General features: G+C 45.0%; 7 protein-coding genes. All 7 read left to right on the top strand.

The genetic code is table 11. The features are described from left to right. The first annotated feature begins 32 nt into the window (after positions 1–32). The 7 genes from AB9P05_RS04990 (at position 33) to AB9P05_RS04960 (ending at position 20,729) form a co-directional block, all read left to right on the top strand. A complete protein-coding gene (locus tag AB9P05_RS04990; RefSeq protein WP_371907706.1) occupies positions 33–12,800 on the top strand; it encodes an amino acid adenylation domain-containing protein in 12,768 nt (4,255 codons plus the stop codon). 102 nt (positions 12,801–12,902) lie between these two features. Then, positions 12,903–14,567, top strand: a complete 1,665-nt coding sequence (locus tag AB9P05_RS04985) for a cyclic peptide export ABC transporter (protein ID WP_371907705.1) — start codon at positions 12,903–12,905, stop codon at positions 14,565–14,567. Between the two features lie 172 nt (positions 14,568–14,739). Beyond that, complete coding sequence (locus AB9P05_RS04980; RefSeq protein ID WP_371907704.1) at positions 14,740–15,855, top strand: glycosyltransferase family 9 protein; 1,116 nt, start codon at positions 14,740–14,742, stop codon at positions 15,853–15,855. Positions 15,856–15,921: 66 nt separating this feature from the next. Then, on the top strand, positions 15,922–16,491 hold the full coding sequence (locus tag AB9P05_RS04975) for a hypothetical protein (protein WP_371907703.1): 570 nt from the start codon (positions 15,922–15,924) through the stop codon (positions 16,489–16,491). A gap of 37 nt (positions 16,492–16,528) precedes the next feature. Continuing rightward, a complete protein-coding gene (locus tag AB9P05_RS04970) occupies positions 16,529–17,425 on the top strand; it encodes a DUF6734 family protein (RefSeq protein WP_371907702.1) in 897 nt (298 codons plus the stop codon). 4 nt (positions 17,426–17,429) lie between these two features. Then, the gene (locus AB9P05_RS04965; protein ID WP_371907701.1) at positions 17,430–19,229 is read left to right on the top strand and encodes a lanthionine synthetase LanC family protein; all 1,800 of its coding nucleotides are present in this window, start codon (positions 17,430–17,432) and stop codon (positions 19,227–19,229) included. A 96-nt stretch (positions 19,230–19,325) separates the two neighbouring features. Further along, the gene (locus AB9P05_RS04960; RefSeq protein WP_371907700.1) at positions 19,326–20,729 is read left to right on the top strand and encodes an FAD-binding oxidoreductase; all 1,404 of its coding nucleotides are present in this window, start codon (positions 19,326–19,328) and stop codon (positions 20,727–20,729) included. Positions 20,730–20,805 lie beyond the last annotated feature (76 nt).

The raw sequence follows: 20,805 nt of genomic DNA, 5'->3' as shown, positions 1-20,805 counted from the left end.
GATATCTGAACTAGCTATTACTATAACCACCCATGAAAAAATACGATTTAGAAGACCGCCTTTCCTCAACTAAAAGAGAAGTTGTTGAAAGTCGCAATTACTGGATCAGTGAACTGGCAAAATTTGAAAGTGAGAAGGGTAATGTACTTTTTCCACCTTCTGATGAGCGGGGGAGCAAGTCATATCCGGTGCCACCATCTATCTCTGAGCGTATACAAAAGATATGCAAGGGGAGCGATGTGGCTATGCTCGTATTTATGCTGGCATCAGTTCAGGTATTGAAGGCGAAATACCTGGGCGAAAACCAGGTATTAGTAGGTATTCCCAGGTTTGGAAGCAGGGAGAGCACAGGTCTTCTGCAGGATGACGTCCTTCCTTTAAGGGGGGAAATAGAAGGAAATAGTCCATTCAAGGCACTGGTAGGGAAGGTACAGCAGGCGGTAGTAGGTGCCAAAAAATATGGGTCTTTCGATTTCAATCATTTGGAAGATGAGATCAAAGAGATTGTTTTTCGGCAACACCTTGATCTGATAGTGTATTCTCCCGGAGTACATTATCTGCCTTTTGCAGAGCAGGTTCATGCCCCATTTAAGATTGGTGTAATCACTGATGGCGGAATTCTTAAGCTAAAGGTGGATACGGCCTGCCAGGATATAGTACCGGCAGGTCAGTTTGCAGATCATTTTCTTTATGTGCTTGATCAGGTTACAGCTAACCCTGAGGTAAGGATCAGTGATATCAGGATTCTGAATGAATCTGAGGCGAGCGGCCTACTTTCTTATGGGCTTGGAGCGAAGCGGGAGCAGGAACAGCGAAGTGTGTTTGAGTTAATGGGGGCTCAGGCTGACCTTTATCCGGATGCTGATGCGGTATTATTTGAAGGTACTCGCCTGTCTCACAGGCAACTTAAGGAGATGAGTGAGGGAATTGCTGCTTACCTGACAGAGGTTTGTGGCATTACTAAAGGGGATTATGTAGTGGTTAATATAGATAGGGGGGAAAAGCTGGTACCTCTTATTGCCGGTATATGGAAGGCGGGTGCTATTTATGTGCCTGTGGACGGTGACCCGTCAAATGCGAGGAATAGGCACATAATCGATGAAGTGCAGCCGAAACTGGTAATAGGTGGGCATACAGGATATTATGAAGAGAACGGCTATGCTTCTCTGGATATAGCGGCTCACTGGGAGGATGTAATCATATCCCCTAAGGTGTCTCTACCGGAGGTTAAGGGGGCTGACGTAGCCTACATTATCTATACATCCGGCTCCACAGGGAAGCCTAAAGGTACCGTACTGACGCATGCAAACCTGGGGCATTTCCTAAGCAATTGTGCGGGTGCTCTTGGAATGGACAATGGCACTATGATGCCATTCCTGGCCTCTATCGCTTTTGATATTTCCATCTTTCAGATCTTTGCCCCTATTGTAAACGGGGGGAGTGTGCGGGTGCTTTCAAAAAGTGCAATATCTGATACTGTGCAGTTGGCTGAGAATCTTAAAAAGACAAATACGATTGATACAGTGCCTGCTCTGTACGGACAACTCTGCGAGACGATCTTGGTGCATAGTAATCCGGAAGCTTATGACCATGTACACCACTTGTATATTGGCGGGGACCTGATCCAGGATAGCCTGCTGGCCCAACTGAACCGGGTATTTCGCAACGCCAGTATAGTGGTGACGTATGGCCCTACAGAAGGAACTGTCTTCTGTACTTGGGTTACTTACAGCCCGGCAGAGCTAAATGAGAGAACTCCAAAAGGAACCATCATAGGCAGGCCGATGCCCGCCTGTAAGGTGATGGTTCTGGACCTGAATCACAAACCGCTTCCAATCGGTGCGGATGGTGAAATCTACATAGGGGGCCCGGGGGTTGCGGCTGAGTACCTGAACAATGAAGCCCGTACAAGTGATAGCTTTTTGATGCTGGAAGGTGAGCCTGTTGGCAGGTTCTATAGAACCGGTGATCTGGGCCGCGTACTGAGTGGTGGCCTGATAGAATTTCGGGGAAGGAAGGATAGCCAGGTAAAGATAAGGGGGCACAGAATAGAGCTGGGAGAGATAGAGTCTGGTATCGGTGGGTATAATGGCATTAAGGATGTGGTGGTAATCGCCGGGGAAGTACACGGCGAGAAACAATTGATTGCCTACTATACCTCCACCGGGACAGTGGACTTAAGTGAACTAAAGGCTTTTTTGAAGGACAATATTCCTGCCTATATGATGCCTGCATTTTATGTGCAGTTGGATAATATCCCTCTGAACGTAAATGGTAAAGTGGACCGGAAGGCGCTTCCGGCTCCCGAGCTGAATGATAAAGAAAGGTATTACGCACCTGAAACGAACACGGAGAAAACCCTCACCGCTATCTGGGCTGAGATACTGAAACTGGAGCCTTCTGAGATAAGCGCTACGGCTAACTTCTTTGAATTGGGAGGCCATAGCCTGAGGGCTACTATTTTGGCTAATAAGATCCATCAGCAGCTACAGGTGAAGGTACCTATCAAGGCGATATTCCTTCATCAGGATATCCGTAGCCTGGGGGGTTTTATAGACCGGGAAGAAAAGAGTGCCTACACTCAAATTCCTGAGGCTGATATCAAACCTTATTATGAACTGTCTTCCGCCCAAAGGAGGATGTATTTTCTATACCAGTTTGATAAGGAGTCTACAAGCTATAATATGCCTCAGGCAGTAAGGATCAGGGGTAAGCTGGATACAGAAAAGCTATCCGGCACCTTTGCCAGGCTGCTGGAAAGGCATGAAAGCCTTCGTACAACCTTTGAAACGGTAGATGACCGGCCTGTTCAGAAAGTGGCGGAGAACCTACCACTGGATATTACTTTTCTTTCCGCGGATGAGCAGTCGGAGGCTGAGGTACTTAAGGCATTCATTCGTCCTTTTGACCTTACAAAGGGCCCTCTTATCCGTGTAGGGGTTCTCCCTGTACAGGAAAACGAGGAGAATATTCTTATTGTGGATATGCATCATATTATAAGTGATGGTGTATCACAAGGCATCTTTATAGATGAATTCATGTCTTTATATAATGACATGGAACTGCCTGCCTGCAAATTACAGTACAAAGACTACGCAGAGTGGCAGCAGTCAGATCAGCAACAAGAGGTGCTGAAGGCACAAAAAGAGTTCTGGCTGAAGGAGTTTCAGGATGTGCCTGATCCCCTTCGTTTGCCATATGATTATGACAGGCCTAATGTAAAAAGTGATCGTGGTAATCTCTTATCATTTGATATTGATGAAGAAACCACGCGTAGGTTAAAAGAGATAGCCGCTAGGAATGATGCTACCATGTATATGGTACTATTATCTGCATTCTATATTCTGCTTAGCAAACTAAGTGGTCATGAGGATGTGGTGGTAGGTACTCCGGTGGCGGGCCGCCATCACGATGACCTGGATTCGGTGATAGGTCTTTTTGTAAACACGCTGGCGATACGTGCCGGAATAGACAGGAAGAGTAGTTATAGTGAATTATTAGCTGATATTCAGTCAAGGACACTTTCGGCATTTGCTAATCAGACTTTCCAGTATGAAGAGCTCATCGACCTGCTGAAGCTGGATCGCCAGACGAACCGTAATCCTCTGTTTGATGTCATGTTTGCTTATGACGGTATAGAGGAGCAGGGTGTGGAGTTGCCCGGACTTGAGTTTAGTGCCTACGATACGGGGTATGTAATCTCTAAGTTTGACCTGTCGTTAAATGCGTCTGAGGCCTCCGGCAGGTTACACCTGGCATTTGAGTATTCCACAGACTTATTCAAAGAAGAGTCGGTTGCCAGGTTTGCTCACTACTTTAAGCGGATTATAGAGAGCATTGCGACTAAGCCACAGGCTGCAATATCTGACATTGATATACTACCGAGGGAGGAAAAGAATGCGCTGCTGGAGTTAGGGAAAGGTATCCGTGCGGATTATCCAAGGGATAAAACGCTGATACAACTATTTGAGAAGCAGGTGCTTGAGTCTCCCGGTAATGTGGCATTATCTTTTAACGATATGTCGCTTACTTATGGGGAGCTTAACGAAAGAGCCAATCAGATTGCTCATTACCTGATGAGCAGAGGGGTAATGCAGGGATCTGTAGTAGGGTTAATGACTGAAAGGTCGTCTGAGATGGTGACGGCCATGATCGGCATATTAAAGGCTGGTGCTGCCTATCTTCCCTTAGATGTTTCTTCCCCGGCAGAAAGGATCTCGTTTCTTGTACGGGAAAGCAAGGCTTCTTTACTTTTAAGTAATTTTGAAGTAGGGTCAGCGATAAATGACTGTATTGAAGTAGTTGATATACACTCGATAGGCTCCGATTATAACACCACTAATCTGGAGGTGCCATACAGTGCTGACGATATAGCCTATATCATTTATACCTCAGGGTCTACCGGCACTCCTAAAGGCGTGCAGGTACCTCACCGACCGGTAGTGAACCTGATGTATTATCAGAAGCTGGTCTATGATATTGATGCGTCAGATAACGTGCTGCTTTTTGCAAACATTGTATTTGATGCTTCGGTAGAGCAGCTTTGGATGGCTCTGTTGTTCGGAGCTACCACCGTGCCAATTGAAAAAGATATCCTTATCGATGGCAATGGGTTTAATAAATATATAGCTGAGCATAATATTACCTATATGGATGTTACGCCCTCATTCCTTGAGAATGTGGAACACAACTTCCATAAAGGGCTTAAATGGATCAGTTGTGGAGGGGAGGCGAGTAAGCCGGAAACCGTTCGCAAATTGTCTGAAAAGCATACTGTCTGTAATGCTTACGGACCAACTGAAACTACGATAACGTCTCTTTTACAGGTAATAACTGACACGAGCCAGGTTAAAACCAGGGTACCAATCGGCAGGCCGGTCCAAAATACGGAAGTCTATGTACTTGGGCCTGATATGGAATTGCTGCCATCTGGTGTGGCTGGTGAGTTGTATATCGGGGGGGAGTCGATGACCCGCGGATATATAAATAATCCGGAACTGAATGCGCAAAAGTTTGTCGCAAACCCCTTCAGGGAAGGAGAGAAGATGTACCGCTCCGGTGACCTGGTCAGGTGGCTTCCTGAAGGCAATCTGGACTTTTTAGGAAGGATTGATAATCAGGTAAAGATCAGAGGGTTCCGCATAGAGCTGGGGGAGGTGGAAACTCACCTTAGTAAGCATACTGCTATAAAGGATTGCGTAGTCCTGGCTATAGAAAATGATAATGATAAGGCCTTAGTTGCTTATTATACTCAGAAGCAGGAGGTGACGGTAGATGAAGTAAGGCAGTTCCTCTCTGACCGGATTCCTTCTTATATGGTGCCTTCGGCTTTTGTGCCTATGGAGAAGTTTCCACTAAGTGCAAGTGGTAAGATAAACCGTAAACTACTGCCTGAGCCTCAGACATACTACACTGTGGACTATGTGGCGCCTGCTACTGATACGGAAAAAAGGATGGTAAATGTGTGGAGTGAGGTACTGAAGCTTCCTGCTGATCAGCTAAGTACCACTACAAACTTCTTTGAGGCCGGGGGGCATAGCCTTAAGGCTACTGTTCTTACCAATAAAATTCTCCGGGAGTTTAACACAGAAGTACCCTTAAAGGCCATTTTCACTCATCAGGACCTAAGAAGTCTTGCAACATTTGTTGACAGCCTGGAAGCAAGTGGTTATTCGGGAATCGAAAAAGCAGATAAGAAAGATCACTACGCTGTATCATCTGCCCAGCAGAGAATGTACTTCCTGCAGCGCCTTGATCCGGAGTCTTTATTATATAATATGCCGCAGGTGCTTAAAATGGAGGGAGACCTGGATGAAGTCCGCCTTCTGAGCGCCTTTAAAGAATTGGTCAAACGACATGATATACTGAGAACACGTTTCGAGGAAGTGGATGACGAGCTGGTTCAGTTAATCGATGAAAATCTGGAGTTTGAGTTTGACTATTATACGGCCGCGAATGATGATGAGGCTTATAAGATAACGGAGGAGTTTGTCCGCCCATTTGACCTTAAAACCGCTCCTCTCTTACGTGCAGGCTTGGTTCGTTTGGGTTCACCCGGTCAAAACCTTCTGATGGTGGATATGCATCATATCATTACGGATGGGGTCTCTCAGGGCATCATCGTGAGTGAGTTTATGCAGCTTTATGAGGGGGTGAAGCTGCCGGAGGTAGATATTCAGTACAAAGACTATGCAGAAAGGTGGCATAGTGAGGAGCAACAGGCGATGCTTGCGAGGCAGCAAGACTACTGGCTACAGAAATTTACTCCCTTACCTGATGCTCTGAATCTTCCTACAGATTACGTGCGCCCCCAGGCAATGACCAGGGAGGGGGGTAATTATGCCATTGAGATAGACAGCAAACAGACTAAGGAGCTTAAAGGGCTTGTGGCAGAGCAGGATGCTACGATGTTCATGGTGTTGTTTACCTGCTTTAATGTGTTATTAAGCAAAATATCTAATACTGAGGATGTCGTAGTGGGGGCCCCAGTGGCAGGCAGGGTACACCCTGACCTGGAGCAGGTAATCGGTATGTTTGTTAACGTACTGCCTTTACGTAATTCACTCAACAGAGATCAGGAGTTTGCACGTATTCTACGGGAAATCCGCCAAGAGACTGTTACCGCTTTTGATAACCAAAGCTATCCCTTTGACTCTTTAGTGGAGGCACTGGATATGAGTGGAAATGCCGGTAGAAATCCTCTTTTTGATGTGATGTTCTCCTTCCAGAACTTTGAGTCAGAGGATTTGCAGATTCCCGGGCTGACGCTTTCGAAGTTTGGAGAGGAAAGTACGTCGTCTAAGTTCGATCTGATGCTGACGGCCACCGATAAGGGAGAGGTGATTAGCCTGAACTTCAACTACTCTGCTGAACTATTTCACGAAAAAACGATCGAGCGGCTTGCAGGGTACTTCCTCAAAGTAATAGAAGAGGTTATAAAGAATCCTTCAATCAAGATAGCGGATGTGAGCCTGGCATCCCGGGAAGAGGAACTACAAATCCTTACAGAATTTAATGATACGACAGTAGCGTACCCTCAGAGGGAAACAATCGGGTCATTATTTGAAAAAATGGCAGATGCTTCTCCCTCAGCAATAGCTATCAGCACAGGGACGGTTGAACTTACGTACGAAGAGCTTAATCATAAGGCTAACCAGGTTGCCCATCTTCTGCAGCGCAAAGGCGTTTCTCCTGAAGAGCGCGTGGGAATATTAGCAGGCAGGTCAATAGAGGCTGTTATAGCTACGCTGGGAATAGTAAAGGCGGGCGGGGCTTACCTGCCGCTTGATCCGGATTTTCCTATTGACAGGCATAAATATATGCTTCAGGACGGGGGCGTTAACGTGGTGCTGAGCCACCCCCAACATGCAGACATGCTGAGCGAGTATGCAGAGGTACTTACTCTGGGTGCTGCGGAGTCTGGTATGGCTACAGAAAACCTGATTAGTGAAGCTAGTGCCGATAGCATGGCTTATGTGATCTATACATCAGGTTCTACAGGCCAGCCTAAGGGGGTGTGTGTATTGCACCATAATGTTACCCGTCTAGTGTGTAATCCAAACTATGTAGAGTTAAATGATAACACAAGGATCCTTCAGACGGGAGCCCCGGTGTTTGATGCTACCACCTTTGAGATCTGGGGGGCTCTGCTGAACGGAGGCAGGTTATACCTTGCTGAGAAGGATGTTATACTGAAGTCGTCCCGACTGGAGCGTTTTATCCAGCAACATGCTATTAATACGCTATGGCTTACTTCGTCTTTGTTTGATCAGCATGTAGGAGAAGATGCCAATATTTTTTCCGGTCTAACTTATCTGTTGGTAGGAGGTGATGCGCTTACGGCCAAATCTGTTAATAAGGTGAGGGAGTTGCACCCTCACTTGCAGGTTATTAACGGCTATGGCCCTACTGAAAATACCACTTTCTCTGTTTGCCATAAGATCGATAAAGCATACAGCCATAATATTCCGATAGGCAGGCCAATAAGTAATTCTACAGCTTATATCTTTAGTAAGGGAGATGCGCTACAGCCAATAGGTATACCTGGGGAGCTGATAGTGGGGGGCGATGGCGTGAGCCGTGGCTACCTGAATCAACCTGAACTTACCCGGGAGAAATTTATTGATGATCCCTTCTCACCGGGAAAAAAGATGTACAGGACGGGAGACCTGGCCCGCTGGCTGGAAAATGGCACCATAGAATTCCTGGGCCGTATAGACAAACAAGTGAAAATGCGTGGGTATCGCATTGAACCAGGGGAAATAGAAACGGTGCTGAATAAGTATGAGGGTATTCGTGACGTAGTGGTAACCGTAAGGGTGGTCAATGAAGAAGACCATCTGGTGGCCTATTATGTTTCGGATAAGGCCATTCAAAATTATGCGCTTAAGGCGTTTCTTTCTGATGTGCTACCAGATTATATGGTGCCGTCATTCTATGTATACCTGGAGACTTTACCTCTGACATCCAATGGTAAGACAGACTATAGAGCGCTGCCAGACCCTGAACTTTCAGACCAGGTAGACCATCAACTACCTGCCACTGAGATGGAGGAAAAACTATTATCCATCTGGGCAGATGTATTAAAGTTAGATGCAGCCGCCATCAGTGTTACCACCAGTTTCTTTGAGTTGGGAGGGCATAGCCTCCGGGCCACTGTGCTGGTAAATAAAATTCTGAAGCAGCTTCAGATTGAAGTACCACTGAGAACTGTATTTACACACCAGGATATTCGCAAACTGGCCGGATACGTAGAAAGCCTGGAAAAATCGGGACATGCGGCTATTCCTGAAATTGAAAAGAAAAAATACTACGTGATGTCTTCGGCGCAGCAGCGAATGTACTTTCTGCAGCGCTTTGACCCGGTATCAGTAGCCTATAACATGCCGCAGGTCATCAGGATGGAAGGTGACGTCGATCAGGAGCGCTTGGCGTATGTGTTCAAGGCGCTGATTCAGCGACATGATATACTGAGGACCATCTTTGTGGAAACGGATGAAGGTCCCCGCCAGCAGGTTCTTAATGACCCCTTATTCCAGCTTGAATATTACGAGGCAACCGAGGAAGAAGCCGGTCCGATCATCAGTGACTTTACCAGGCCTTTTGACCTTGAAAAGGAAATGCCTATTCGGGCAGGCCTGATAAAGCTGACAGATGCTAACCATAATCTGATGATGGTTGATATGCATCATGTCGTCAGTGATGGTATTTCGCAGGATATCCTCTCCGGCGACTTTACTGCCATTTACGAAGGGAAGAAACTTCCAAAGGTTGGCCTTCAGTACAAGGATTATGCGGTATGGCAGCATAGCGACAGGCAACAAAAAATCATCAGGGAGCAAAAGGCCTTCTGGATGGAGACTTTTGCTGATCTGCCGGCAGTGCTAGACCTTCCTACGGACTACTCCCGTCCGGTGGTCAATAGTCATAAGGGGGGCTCCTATACGTTTGAGCTGAGTTCTGATAAAACCCGAAAGCTGAAAAAGATCACTCAAAGCCATGGTGCTACATTATTTACTGTGCTCTTGTCAGCTTACCAGGTACTACTTAGTAAACTGTCCGGTCAGAATGATCTGGTAATAGGCATACCGGTTGCAGGCAGATACCACCCTGATCTGGAGCAGATGGTAGGTATGTTTGTGAATACTATACCGTTCCGGCGTGTAATGGATAACACGATGCCATTTGCTGCATTTATGGAAGGAAATCAGAAGACGGTACTTAGTTGCTTTGAAAACCAGGCTTTTCAGTATGAAGAGCTAATTGACGCACTGAAGGTAGAACGTAACACAAGCCGTAATCCTCTATTTGATGTAACCTTCAACTACCAGGATTTCGAGAAGTCAGGGCTTGAGCTTTCGGATGTGGATATGACAAGCTATGGCACCGGGCCCCAGACTGCAAAGTTTGATCTGAGTCTGACGGCCTCCGGCTCTAATGGGAAGACCCTGTTACATTTTGGTTATTCCACAGACCTGTTTAAGGATAATTCTATCGAGAGGTTTGCAGGGTTTTTCACAAGGATCATTGATCAGGTAATCGAGGATCATTCAGTCAGCATTAAGAACATCAATTTATTATCTCAGGACGAGCAGGAGGGCCTTCTGGATTCCTTTAAAAGCTACAGAACTGAAGTGACCGGCGAGATACCCCATGTACTTGACCGGTTCAGAGAACGGGCTTCGGGTACGCCTGAGTCCATGGCTATCAGCAGCCAGGCGGATGCGGACTACACCTACGGTCAGCTACTGAAGGCATGCGACGGGCTGGCCAGCTACCTGGTGCATCATGGTGATGAAGGGCAGGAGCTATGTTTTGTGCTTGCGGATTCACCACAAGCCATGGCTATAAGCGTGATAGGGGTGATGACAGCCGGTAAAGTGGTGGTTCCGGTAGGTATTTCCCAGCCGGAAGAGCGTATTCTGGATCTGATCGAAGCGTACAAGCCGGGGTGGGTGATAGTAGATGATAACGGAGAAGAGCATTACAAAAAGCTGAGAGACAGGATAAGGGATGATTCACTCCAAACCTGCAGATACGACCTGAAGGGGGTAGAGGCTGACGTGGAAAGCAGGGATATTAACCTGCCTGAAGCGTCTGCAGATCGACCCTGCTATATTTACTTCACGTCAGGATCTACAGGTAAGCCTAAAGCAATATTAGGTTCTACCAGGGGGCTGAACCATTTTATTCATTGGGAAACGGAGTATCTGAATCTTGAAAAACCCAGGGTGAGCCAGTTTACGTCACCTACTTTCGATGCCTTCCTCAGAGACCTGTTTCTGCCATTGTGTAATGGCGGTGTTCTATGCCTGCCTCCTCGTGAGAATGGCATGGTAAGAACAGAAGGCCTTGCCGGCTGGCTGGTAGAGAGCCGGGTAAATGTAATCCACTGTGTACCTACGCTGCTTCGTGAAATACTCCAGGGGCACCAGGGTGGCCAGGAATTGCCTGATCTGCAATATGTATTGTTATCAGGAGAGACTTTATATCCGCAGGATATCCGTACCTGGCAGTCACACTTTGGCAACCAGGCGCGGTTAGTGAATATGTACGGGGCTTCTGAAACCACCATGGTTAAATTTACTTATGAGGCAGGTGCGGAGGATAATGAAATACCGATAGGAAAGCCTATGTCGGGGAGTTATGGTCTTGTCCTAAACGAGGGTTTTGAACCCTGCTTTCCAGGCCAGGTAGGGGAGTTGTATATCAGCACCCGCTATGGTACGCTGGGATACTATAATGATGAGGAGCGCACTGCTGCCAGTTTCGTACGGCCTGATTGGCTTAAGGAAGCTGAGGAACCTTCATTATATAAAACGGGTGACCTGGCCTACATGCGCGAAGATGGTAATCTGATGTATGTTGGAAGAAAAGACCATCAGGTGAAAATAAATGGTGTACGGGTAGAGCTGGGAGAAATAGAGACTCACCTTAGGTGCTACCAGGGAGTGGAAGAGGCTGTGGTTTGCTATCATGAGAGTGAGAAAGTCCTTTCTGCCGCATTACGTTCCTCAGAAGGAATAAAGGATGAAGCTATTATGACATTTCTGCACCGTACGGTACCGGTCTACATGATCCCGACTGTATACGAGGTACGGCATGAACTGCCCCGAAACCGGAATGGCAAGCTCGATAGAAAGCAATTAAAGAAAGAGCTGCAAGCGTTATTAACCTCCAGGCTGGAGCAGGTGGTGGCGCCTTCTAATAAGACAGAGAAAGAGCTCTTGGATATTTGGTATACAATACTCAAGGCTGAGCCCGGAAGTATCGGCGTAAGGTCAGGCTTCTTTGATGTGGGGGGTAACTCACTCAAAGCAAACCTGATGGCCGTTAAGATAAGAAAGGTCTTTGAGGCCGAGATTCCCCTTGTGGAGATATTTAAGGCTCCTACGGTAGAGGCCATCGCTGCCAGGATTGAGGAAAAGCGACCTGGCGAAGAAGGAGCAAATGATCAGTTGGTCCTTTTAAACAGTCAAAAGAATGACCAGGACAACCTATTCATGATCCATGATATTGGTGGAGATGTAAACGGTTATATTGAACTGGCCAATAGCATGAATGGGTATACCTGCTATGGTATCCGGCGAGCCGCCATGCATTCATATGCTCCGGCACCTTTAACGATAGAGCAGGTAGCTGCTGACTATATAGCTATTATTAAGCAGGTGCAGCCAGAAGGTCCATATCACCTGGCAGGCTGGAGCCTCGGGGGCATCATTGGTTATGAGATGGTGCGCCAATTGGAGGCCGCCGGTGAAAAGGTGGCTTCCCTGGCTCTGATCGACTCCAGATTCAGGAACAGCTCTGATGAACTCTATCAGGAGTTCACCCTGGAAGGGGAGCGCGAAACCCTCCTGGTTATCGGAGGTGATGAGCTTGCAGGCATTCAATCGGCTACTACAATTGAAGACCTGTGGGCAATGGCAGTAAAAAATATCAATAGTAAAGGGATAACTGCCGGAGAGTTACTGCAAAAGATACCGGAAAGCGTAAAAAGGATCGTTCCTGCTCTTCAGGGAGAAGAAACAGAAGGAATAGTTTCCATATATAATGCATTCAGGTCCTTTAAACATGCATTGGAAGCTTACAGAGTTGATCACGAGATATCGGCACCGGCCATTTATATTAAGGCTTCTGAAACGGTCAATAACATGGATAGTCTACAAGGCTATTTTAAACACCCTGTTACCGTATCTGAAGTAGAAGGTGATCATCTATCAATTCTAAAACAGCCGGCTATCAGTCATTTATCGGAAGTACTGAATGCCTTTCTTGACCGAAGTAATAAGGCTGTATAATACTTAAATGAAGGGCGGGCCTGAATACCGGTATATGCCGGAGGGAGGTACCGACAAGAATACTATTCCAGCAATCACACATTAAAGTTAGAAAACCAGGTAATGCTTAAAGTTTTAAAAATCTTTCAAAAACAGTCTAAACTGTTTTACTTCTCCATTATCATGCTTGGGCTAATAAATAGTTTGATTTATAGCTCATTACTGATATTGATCAATAATACGGTCAGTGGAGAGTCACTGCCTTTTTACCCTGAGTACGATTGGTTGATCTTTGTATTTCTCATAGGTTTTTCCTTTGTCACTACTAAGATTTTTCAAAACTACATGGTCCGGATATCTAATGATATTCTCTATGATCTGGAGTTGTCCATCGTAGATAAGGTAAGGCACTCCAATTTTGAGAACTTTGAAAAATTAGGGTCGCAATACATCTATACCTCTATCAGCGATACGCGGAAGTTAGCTCAGTTGCCTGATGCTTTCATTAACCTGATAAACTCCTCGCTGATCATTATCTGTGGCCTGGCTTACCTGCATTATATTTCCTTCTGGGCAGGTTTGTGTGTGCTGGGTATACTGGTGGCCCTGTTTATGTTCTATGCAGTGCGCAATAGCAGCATTGAAAGAGAGCTGAACTCTGTACGTGATCTGCATGATAAATACTACGGATACCTGAAAGAGCTCCTTTATGGCTTTAAGCAAATGAAGATGAGCAAGCAGAGGAATGACAATATTTACCACTCCTTTCTACGCGCAAACAGGCTTAAGGGTAAAGAGAAAAGTATCCGTGCTTCACAGAAGTACGTGGACAATGAGCTTACCGGCACATATAGCTGGTACGTTGTACTGGGTGCGGTCATGTTTTTGCTGCCGAATATTGCTGCCTTTGATAAGGAGCTAACCTCTATGTTCATTATGGTTATCCTATTTCTGATGACCCCAGTGGCCAATCTGGTTATGTTCCTGCCCTTTTACACGGATGTGAAGATCGCCCTGGAGCGGATATACAGACTGGACAGGAAGCTACCAATGGAAAAGCTGGAATCCGGTGAAAGCCAGGAGACAGACAAAAGCTTTAGGTATAATACCATTACTCTGAATAATGTGGTCTATTCCTATAAGGATGAAGAAGACAGGTTATTTACTGTTGGGCCTTTGAATATTGAGCTGAACAAAGGACAGACAGTCTTTATTACCGGAGGTAACGGAGCGGGTAAATCTACCTTCATCAATATTATCACCGGGTTGTATAAACCGCAATCCGGCACCATGCTGGTAGACGGTGAGGAGTTGTCAGATGATAGCTTCCAGGCCTACCGTGATCAGATATCTACCATCTTCACAGATCATCAGCTTTTCGACGAAAACTACGATAAGTTTGAGCTGTCGGATTCCAATAACATCCTCGCCGAATACATTGAACTGATGAGGCTTCAGGATAAACTAAGCTTTGACGAGGAGAACAACAGCATAAAGAATAAGCTATCGAAGGGGCAGCAAAAACGGTTAGCACTGATCTATGAGCTGCTATCAGACAAACCCTTGCTTGTATTGGACGAATGGGCTGCAGAACAGGATCCTCAATTCAGGGCATACTTCTACCAGACGTTACTTCCTCACTTTAAAAGCATGGGTAAGACGGTCATTGCCGTTACGCACGATGATGAATATTTTAACTGTGCTGACAGGGTAGTGAAGTTTAATTTTGGAAATATTACCCATGATGAAGTGAAGGTAGCTGAGAAAGAAATGACAGGCATACAATAATTACCACTTGCACAAGACTATCTGATGCCACCAATAGAGAGAGGGTTCTAATTATCGTAATTCACCCTCTGTCCCCTATACTTCCATTGCTGATTAGGACTGTGGGTAGTAATACTTTTTCGAAAGTTTTACCCGCTGTCTGATTATCGATTGATCATTTATTCAAAGAGTTATGTACGAATTAAACTTTAGTAGTGTACAATCAAGTAACGAAGTTAAACTAAAGCCGGAAGAGGTAAGAAAAGTAATTCTGGTAATCGATCTTAAGAATTTCGGGATAGGTGATTCGGTAGTTGCCTTTGGGAAATTACGTGCACTGCAGTCTTTCCTCTATAATGCGCGGATTGAAGTTTATACCAATAAATTTCATTATGCCATACTGAAAAATAACCCATGTGTAGAGGATATTCATTTAGACGATGATGATCTGAGTTATGATGTATATGATCTGATACTCCTGTTTTCGGATAAGGAGGAGGATTACAAAGAATATTTTCAGCAAAAGGCGGGGGACAATATGTCCAGGGTATTGTCTCTGTATGGCTATAGCGAGGTGTTTCCTACCTACATTGATTTCCTTGCTTATTCTGAAAGTGATGACTTTCAGGAAAATCACAAGCAGTTTAAGCAGGAAATGTACATTTCTGAAGAGGAAAAGGCAGAGAGCGATAAGTGGTTTAGGGAAGCAGGAGTGGCTGACCATGAAAAAGTAGTGGTCTTTCTTGATACCAGTTCCGGCAAGGAGAAAATACTTCCAACTACTGTATTAATTGAAATGGTAAAGTACTTCAAGGCTTTTCCAAATACCAAAGTTCTCATCTTTGATGAGCGTAACAGTGGAAAGGAGGAATTCTATAAAGAGTACCTCCAGGCAGATTTCACTGATGATATTATGTTTTGCACTAACCCTTCCTTAAGGAAGAATATCAATTTGCTCAGCAGTGATTTTGTCAAAGTCATATTCGGACCTTGTACGGGCTTACTTCACTGTGCGGCCGGAGCATACGAAATATTTAAGTACACCGGCAGAGGCTTTGAAGACATACCTGTCATGATCGCATACTTTGGTACGGCGGTAGCAGGTTTTGAAACAAATGAATGGGATTGGTGGGGGCACTCCCTCGTAGATGCCATTTATAATACGATGGGAATGTCTGGTCAAAAGGAGATAAAAAAGCTGGAAGGGTATCATTATGACTGCCTTCGCTGTAGTGAGTTTGAAACAGATATGCTTACTAATTATCTCGAAAAACACTATGGCGAGCGTTTCAAAGCGCTTAATCTGTAATACCTGCTGCAGGCAGAATATGCATAAATGATATTAGCCCAAACTACTAATAGATAAATAAAGGCAATGAGTAATTCAACTAAATACCAACTTCATATTGAAGGGAAAAATGGCGAAAAAGTTATCAGTACATATGATAGTATAGAAGCTGTACTTGCCGATGAAGTACTGAAGGAGCTGGAAGTAGGTCACGTAGTCGATGGAGCCTTCCAATTCACCCCGAACCCTGATAGGCATACCTATTTTTATGCAAAATCAATCATTGAGGGTCAGGAAAAATTTGTGTTTCAAAACTGGGGCTCTTCTAACTCTTCACCCTTGTCGCCACCGGTACCTCCGGCACCTGCTGCGTTTGGCGAGAAAAAGAAGCCCTCTGAAGAGTCATGTGATTCATCTCTCTCAGCGCCTGCCCCACCACCACCTGTGCCTGTAAACAAAGAAGTGCTTAAGAAAGAATTAAAGCAGGATAAGCTGATTTCTGAAAATGGAACGGGTGAACTGCTAATAAAGGAGGGTAAACTTTACTTTAACGGGGAGTTACTGGCAGATAGCTATTACAGGAAGTATAAACAGCTATTGGAAAATAACGGTGTGCGCTTTGATGTGTGCTTTTCCTATCAGGTGTCTGGTGACTAACGCTCTCTCACTAACCTCTTTCATATAGAATACTGCTATGTCATATAAAATAATTCAAAGCTTCTGGACTAAGCCGTTCTTTCAGAATAAAGCTGAAAGTGCTGAACATCGCTTAAAAGGAGGCTGGCCTTCAGAAAAATATAATTATCTGAGCTGGGCTTTTAGCTGCCTTCAGCTAAAGAAATTCTATAACCAGGTAGAGCTGTATACGGACGATTATGGCAAATATCTTTTGATAGATCAACTACAGTTACCCTATGATAAGGTATCTACCAGGCTAAACGATTTGGATGAGTATGGAACGGATCTTTGGGCTATAGGAAAAGTCTATACCTACAGCTTACAAAAGGAGCCTTTTATCCATGTGGATGGGGATGTTTTTTTATGGGAAAAATTGCCGCATCATCTGGATAATGCCCCTCTGGTTTCTCAGAATATAGAAAATGAGCCGAGACTATATGGGGATATGATGAAGAGCATCATAGAGTCCTTCGATGATATTCCCGAAGAATTACTGGCCGTAGATGTGAGCCAGCAAAGCATTTATGCGATTAATGCAGGTGTAATCGGAGGATTTGACATAGCCTTTTTTCAGGATTATACTAAGAAGATATTTGCCTTCATAGAAAAGAATAAGGAGAGTATTTCAGGTATTAATTCCGGTTTATTCAACTGCGTGTATGAGCAGTTATTATTTTATATGATGGCCACTCTGAGGGATATTGATATTGCCTGTGTGTATCCCGGTATAAAAACTATTCCTGAAGTAATTAAGACATTCAGGCTTGCCGGTCATGCCACTAACTATGTGCACACCTTTGGCATCAATAAGAAGGACAAGTTCTCCTATCCGTTTCTGGAGGATTACATGAAGCAGTTGTATCCTGAATACCTAGAAAGAATTGAAAACCAGCTATTGACTTACGAATTATAAAGAAATGCATACCGATCCTGTTCAGCAGACGCTATCTCCCGATACTAAGGTACTAGTGCTCATTGATCATATGTTGGTCCGTGCCTGTGACAACCCTTCTGCCCCTTCTGCGGACATCAGAGGAAGAAATTGGAGTAATACTTTTTCAGGGAAATGCCTGGAGGCCAATCTTTTACTTATATCAAGGTATAGCGTAGAAAGTAATGCCTCTGATCTAAACAAACTGAAAGAGAATATTGCGGAGTACATGGATGTTTTCAAACGTGACAGGTCTCATAACTATAGCCTTTACCACGGCTATATGGGAATTGCTTACCTTAACCTACTTGCCTTTTCTATAACAAGTGAACGGCCTTTTCTGGATAATGCGATTACTATATCCAAAAGGTGTGTCCAAAGTCAATTTCATAAGCTGGAGGCCCTTCGGCCTTCTTTCAATGATGGGCTTGCAGGATGCCTCTATGTATTTACCCTACTCAATCGCTATCACAGTGAAGACTGGGTGATGAGTCATATTGATGTGCTAAGCCGTAAGTTGCTTGCCTTTTGTGATCTGACTGTCGATGGGCTAATAGAGGATGGAAGTGAGGCCTTGCATTCATTTGAATATGGCCGTTCCGGCATTGGCTGGGTGCTAAACCAGGTAGGACAGGAATATGGTAATACTGTACTGGTGAGCCTTGGTAACCATATCATTGAAGCTGAGCTAAGCCGGTTCAGCGCTATGGAAAAGGCCTCTTGCCTGCCGGCACCTTATCTTGACCAAGCCTATTTTAAAGCAGTTGATCCTTATGACCAGCTCCAGCTTTCTGATGAAGGTACTAATGGTAATACCCAGTCCATGCTTCGTGGAATAGCCTATTCTGTACATAAGGCTGAGCAGCGGGAAAACGTAATCACCCCTGATGCTATTCGGGAATATGCTGATAGAATAGCAACGTACCTAACAGCAGGTGATGAAGGAAATGAAAAGCTGGAAGCCGGAGCTGTTTACCTGAGATTGCTGAGGCTTGATGCTGATCGTTTAAATAAAGGAGAGATACAGGCTTCCGTTCCGAATGATTCTGTATTCAACTACAACAGACAGGCTCTGCTTGAGATTTTGGCCGATAAGTGGTTTATGACATCACGCCAGGTGAATGAGGACCTTGGTTTGGCAGAGGTGGAAGAGGTCTATAAACAACCGGTAAGTGAGGTTGGGGATAGGTTTGCAGAGGCGTATGAGGAAATGTTGGAAGCTCTCGGCTCAGCAGCGAATGGTGAAAAGGTAGATCCAACTTTGCATAAGGCCACTATCGAAGTAGCCAAATACCGCTTAAGGAAAGCGCTGATTAAAAACGGGCTGTCGACCTCCATAGATTATAAAAGCCTGATCGATAAATTCATTGGTAGTCCCAGTCCATTTGTCAATAATGAACTTGTCCGGAATCCTGATATCAAAATCGTATCAGTAGGTGAAAAAGTCGATCTGGGTACAAGCTTTAATGCGGGATCATTCCAGGAGTTCTGGTTCAACTATGGGCGATACACCTGCGTGCTTACACCGAAAGCTGATGGTTCGATTGAAGAATATGTGCCTGGCGTATTTAAGATCATTTTAGATTCTTTTGAATCACCGGCAATAGTAAGCGATGTGTTGGACAAGCTTACAGGCTTCTTCCTTAGTCAGAATGAGGAAATAATTAACGGGCTGATGTTTTTTACGGAAAGCCAGGACATTGATGACCTTAAGAACAACCTGAGATTTGCTGTTGAGAATGGCGTTTATGAGTTGATAATGGAGGGGATCTTACTGGTACGCTAAGCCTGCCCTCTCATAAGATCAAGTTCATCACCCAGTCTTCCGATCCTCTGTATAAGACACCTTAATGATTACTATTGCTATAAACTTCATCCGGCTATGATTACCACCGTGAAAGAATTACCCTTTCAGTCCGTATATAATGAGCTAACTGCTATCTGCAATGCCTCCCAGGTTCATCTTCTCTCCCCTGAGAACAGGCATTATGGGAAAGATGAGACGATGGATAAGGAGTACTCATTTGATATCCTCGTTAAGCCTGATTCAAGCGAGCAGATTGCTGATATCCTGAAGGTGTGTACGAAGCACAATATGCCTCTGACTGTGAGAGGGGGAGGAACCGGTGTGACTGGTGGAGCCTTGCCTGTGAACGGCGGGGTGGTCCTGTCGATGGAGAAGCTTAACAAGGTTATTAAAATTGATAAGACTGACCGGATTGCGGTGGTTGAAGCCGGCGTAATTTCAGCCAATTTATACAAAGAGGTTGAGGCGAATGGGATGTATTTCCCAATTCAGCCCGGAAGCTCAGGCAGTTGCCAGATAGGGGGTAATGTGTCGGAAAACTCAGGCAGCATAAATTCCTGTAAATACGGGGTGATGGCTGACTATGTATTGAACCTTGAGGTGGTATTGCCTTCAGGTGAGATAATCTGGACGGGCACCGACATGAGAAAAGATACTGCCGGGCTTAACCTTACCCAGCTATTCGCAGGAAGTGAGGGTATATTGGGTGTGATCACTAAAGTGGTATTACGACTAATACCGAAGCCTGCCACGGAAATACACTTGCTGGCAGGCCTTGAAAGTATAGAAAGTGCCATAGCGCTGTGCCATGCCATACGACAGTCTGACGTAGAGCCCAGCGCCGTGGAGCTTTTGGATCGTGAGGCGATCCTGCTTTGTGAAGGGCATTATGGCTATTCCATGTTCCCCCAACATGCTAACAATGCCCACCTGATCATTAAGCTGGAAGGCCATTCAGAAGATTATATTTTTTCTCTTGTAGAGCAAATAAACAGCCTGGCACAGGATATTGTAAAGGAGCCTATCCTTATAGGCCGCAGTACGGAAGAGATTAATAAAATATGGGCCTTTAGAAAAGGGCTAGGGGGTATACTTAATACAGGGAACAGGTTTTACAGGGATATCGATGCGGCTGTTCCGCTATCCAGATTAGGGGAGTACGTACAGCATATTGATATGCTTGCTAAAAAATATGAATGCAACATTGTGAAATTCGGGCATATAATAGATGGCAACCTACACACTATGTTGATTCTTGAAAAAGGAAATGAAGCGTCTTCAGAGGAGGAATTAGTCAGAGACATGTTTCGCGAAGCCAATAAACTGGGCGGAACGATAACAGGAGAACATGGGATTGGCCTGATTCAAAAGCAGTTTTTGCAAAATCAAATCGGAGACGTAAAGTATAATATTCTGCTTCAGCTTAAGAAGTTATTTGATCCTGGCAATGTACTGAATTCCGGGAAGGTTATCGCGTAAAATCCAATTGGAAACATCACTTCCTTTCTGCTTTAAAGACGATAGTAATCTATGTCTGAGGAGAAGAGAGGGTAAA

It is taken from the genome of Roseivirga sp. BDSF3-8 (assembly GCF_041449215.1).
In the GTDB taxonomy this organism is placed as follows: Bacteria; Bacteroidota; Bacteroidia; order Cytophagales; family Cyclobacteriaceae; genus JBGNFV01.
Note: the sequence above shows the minus strand (reverse complement) of the source record. Positions and strands in the feature narration are given on the sequence as shown.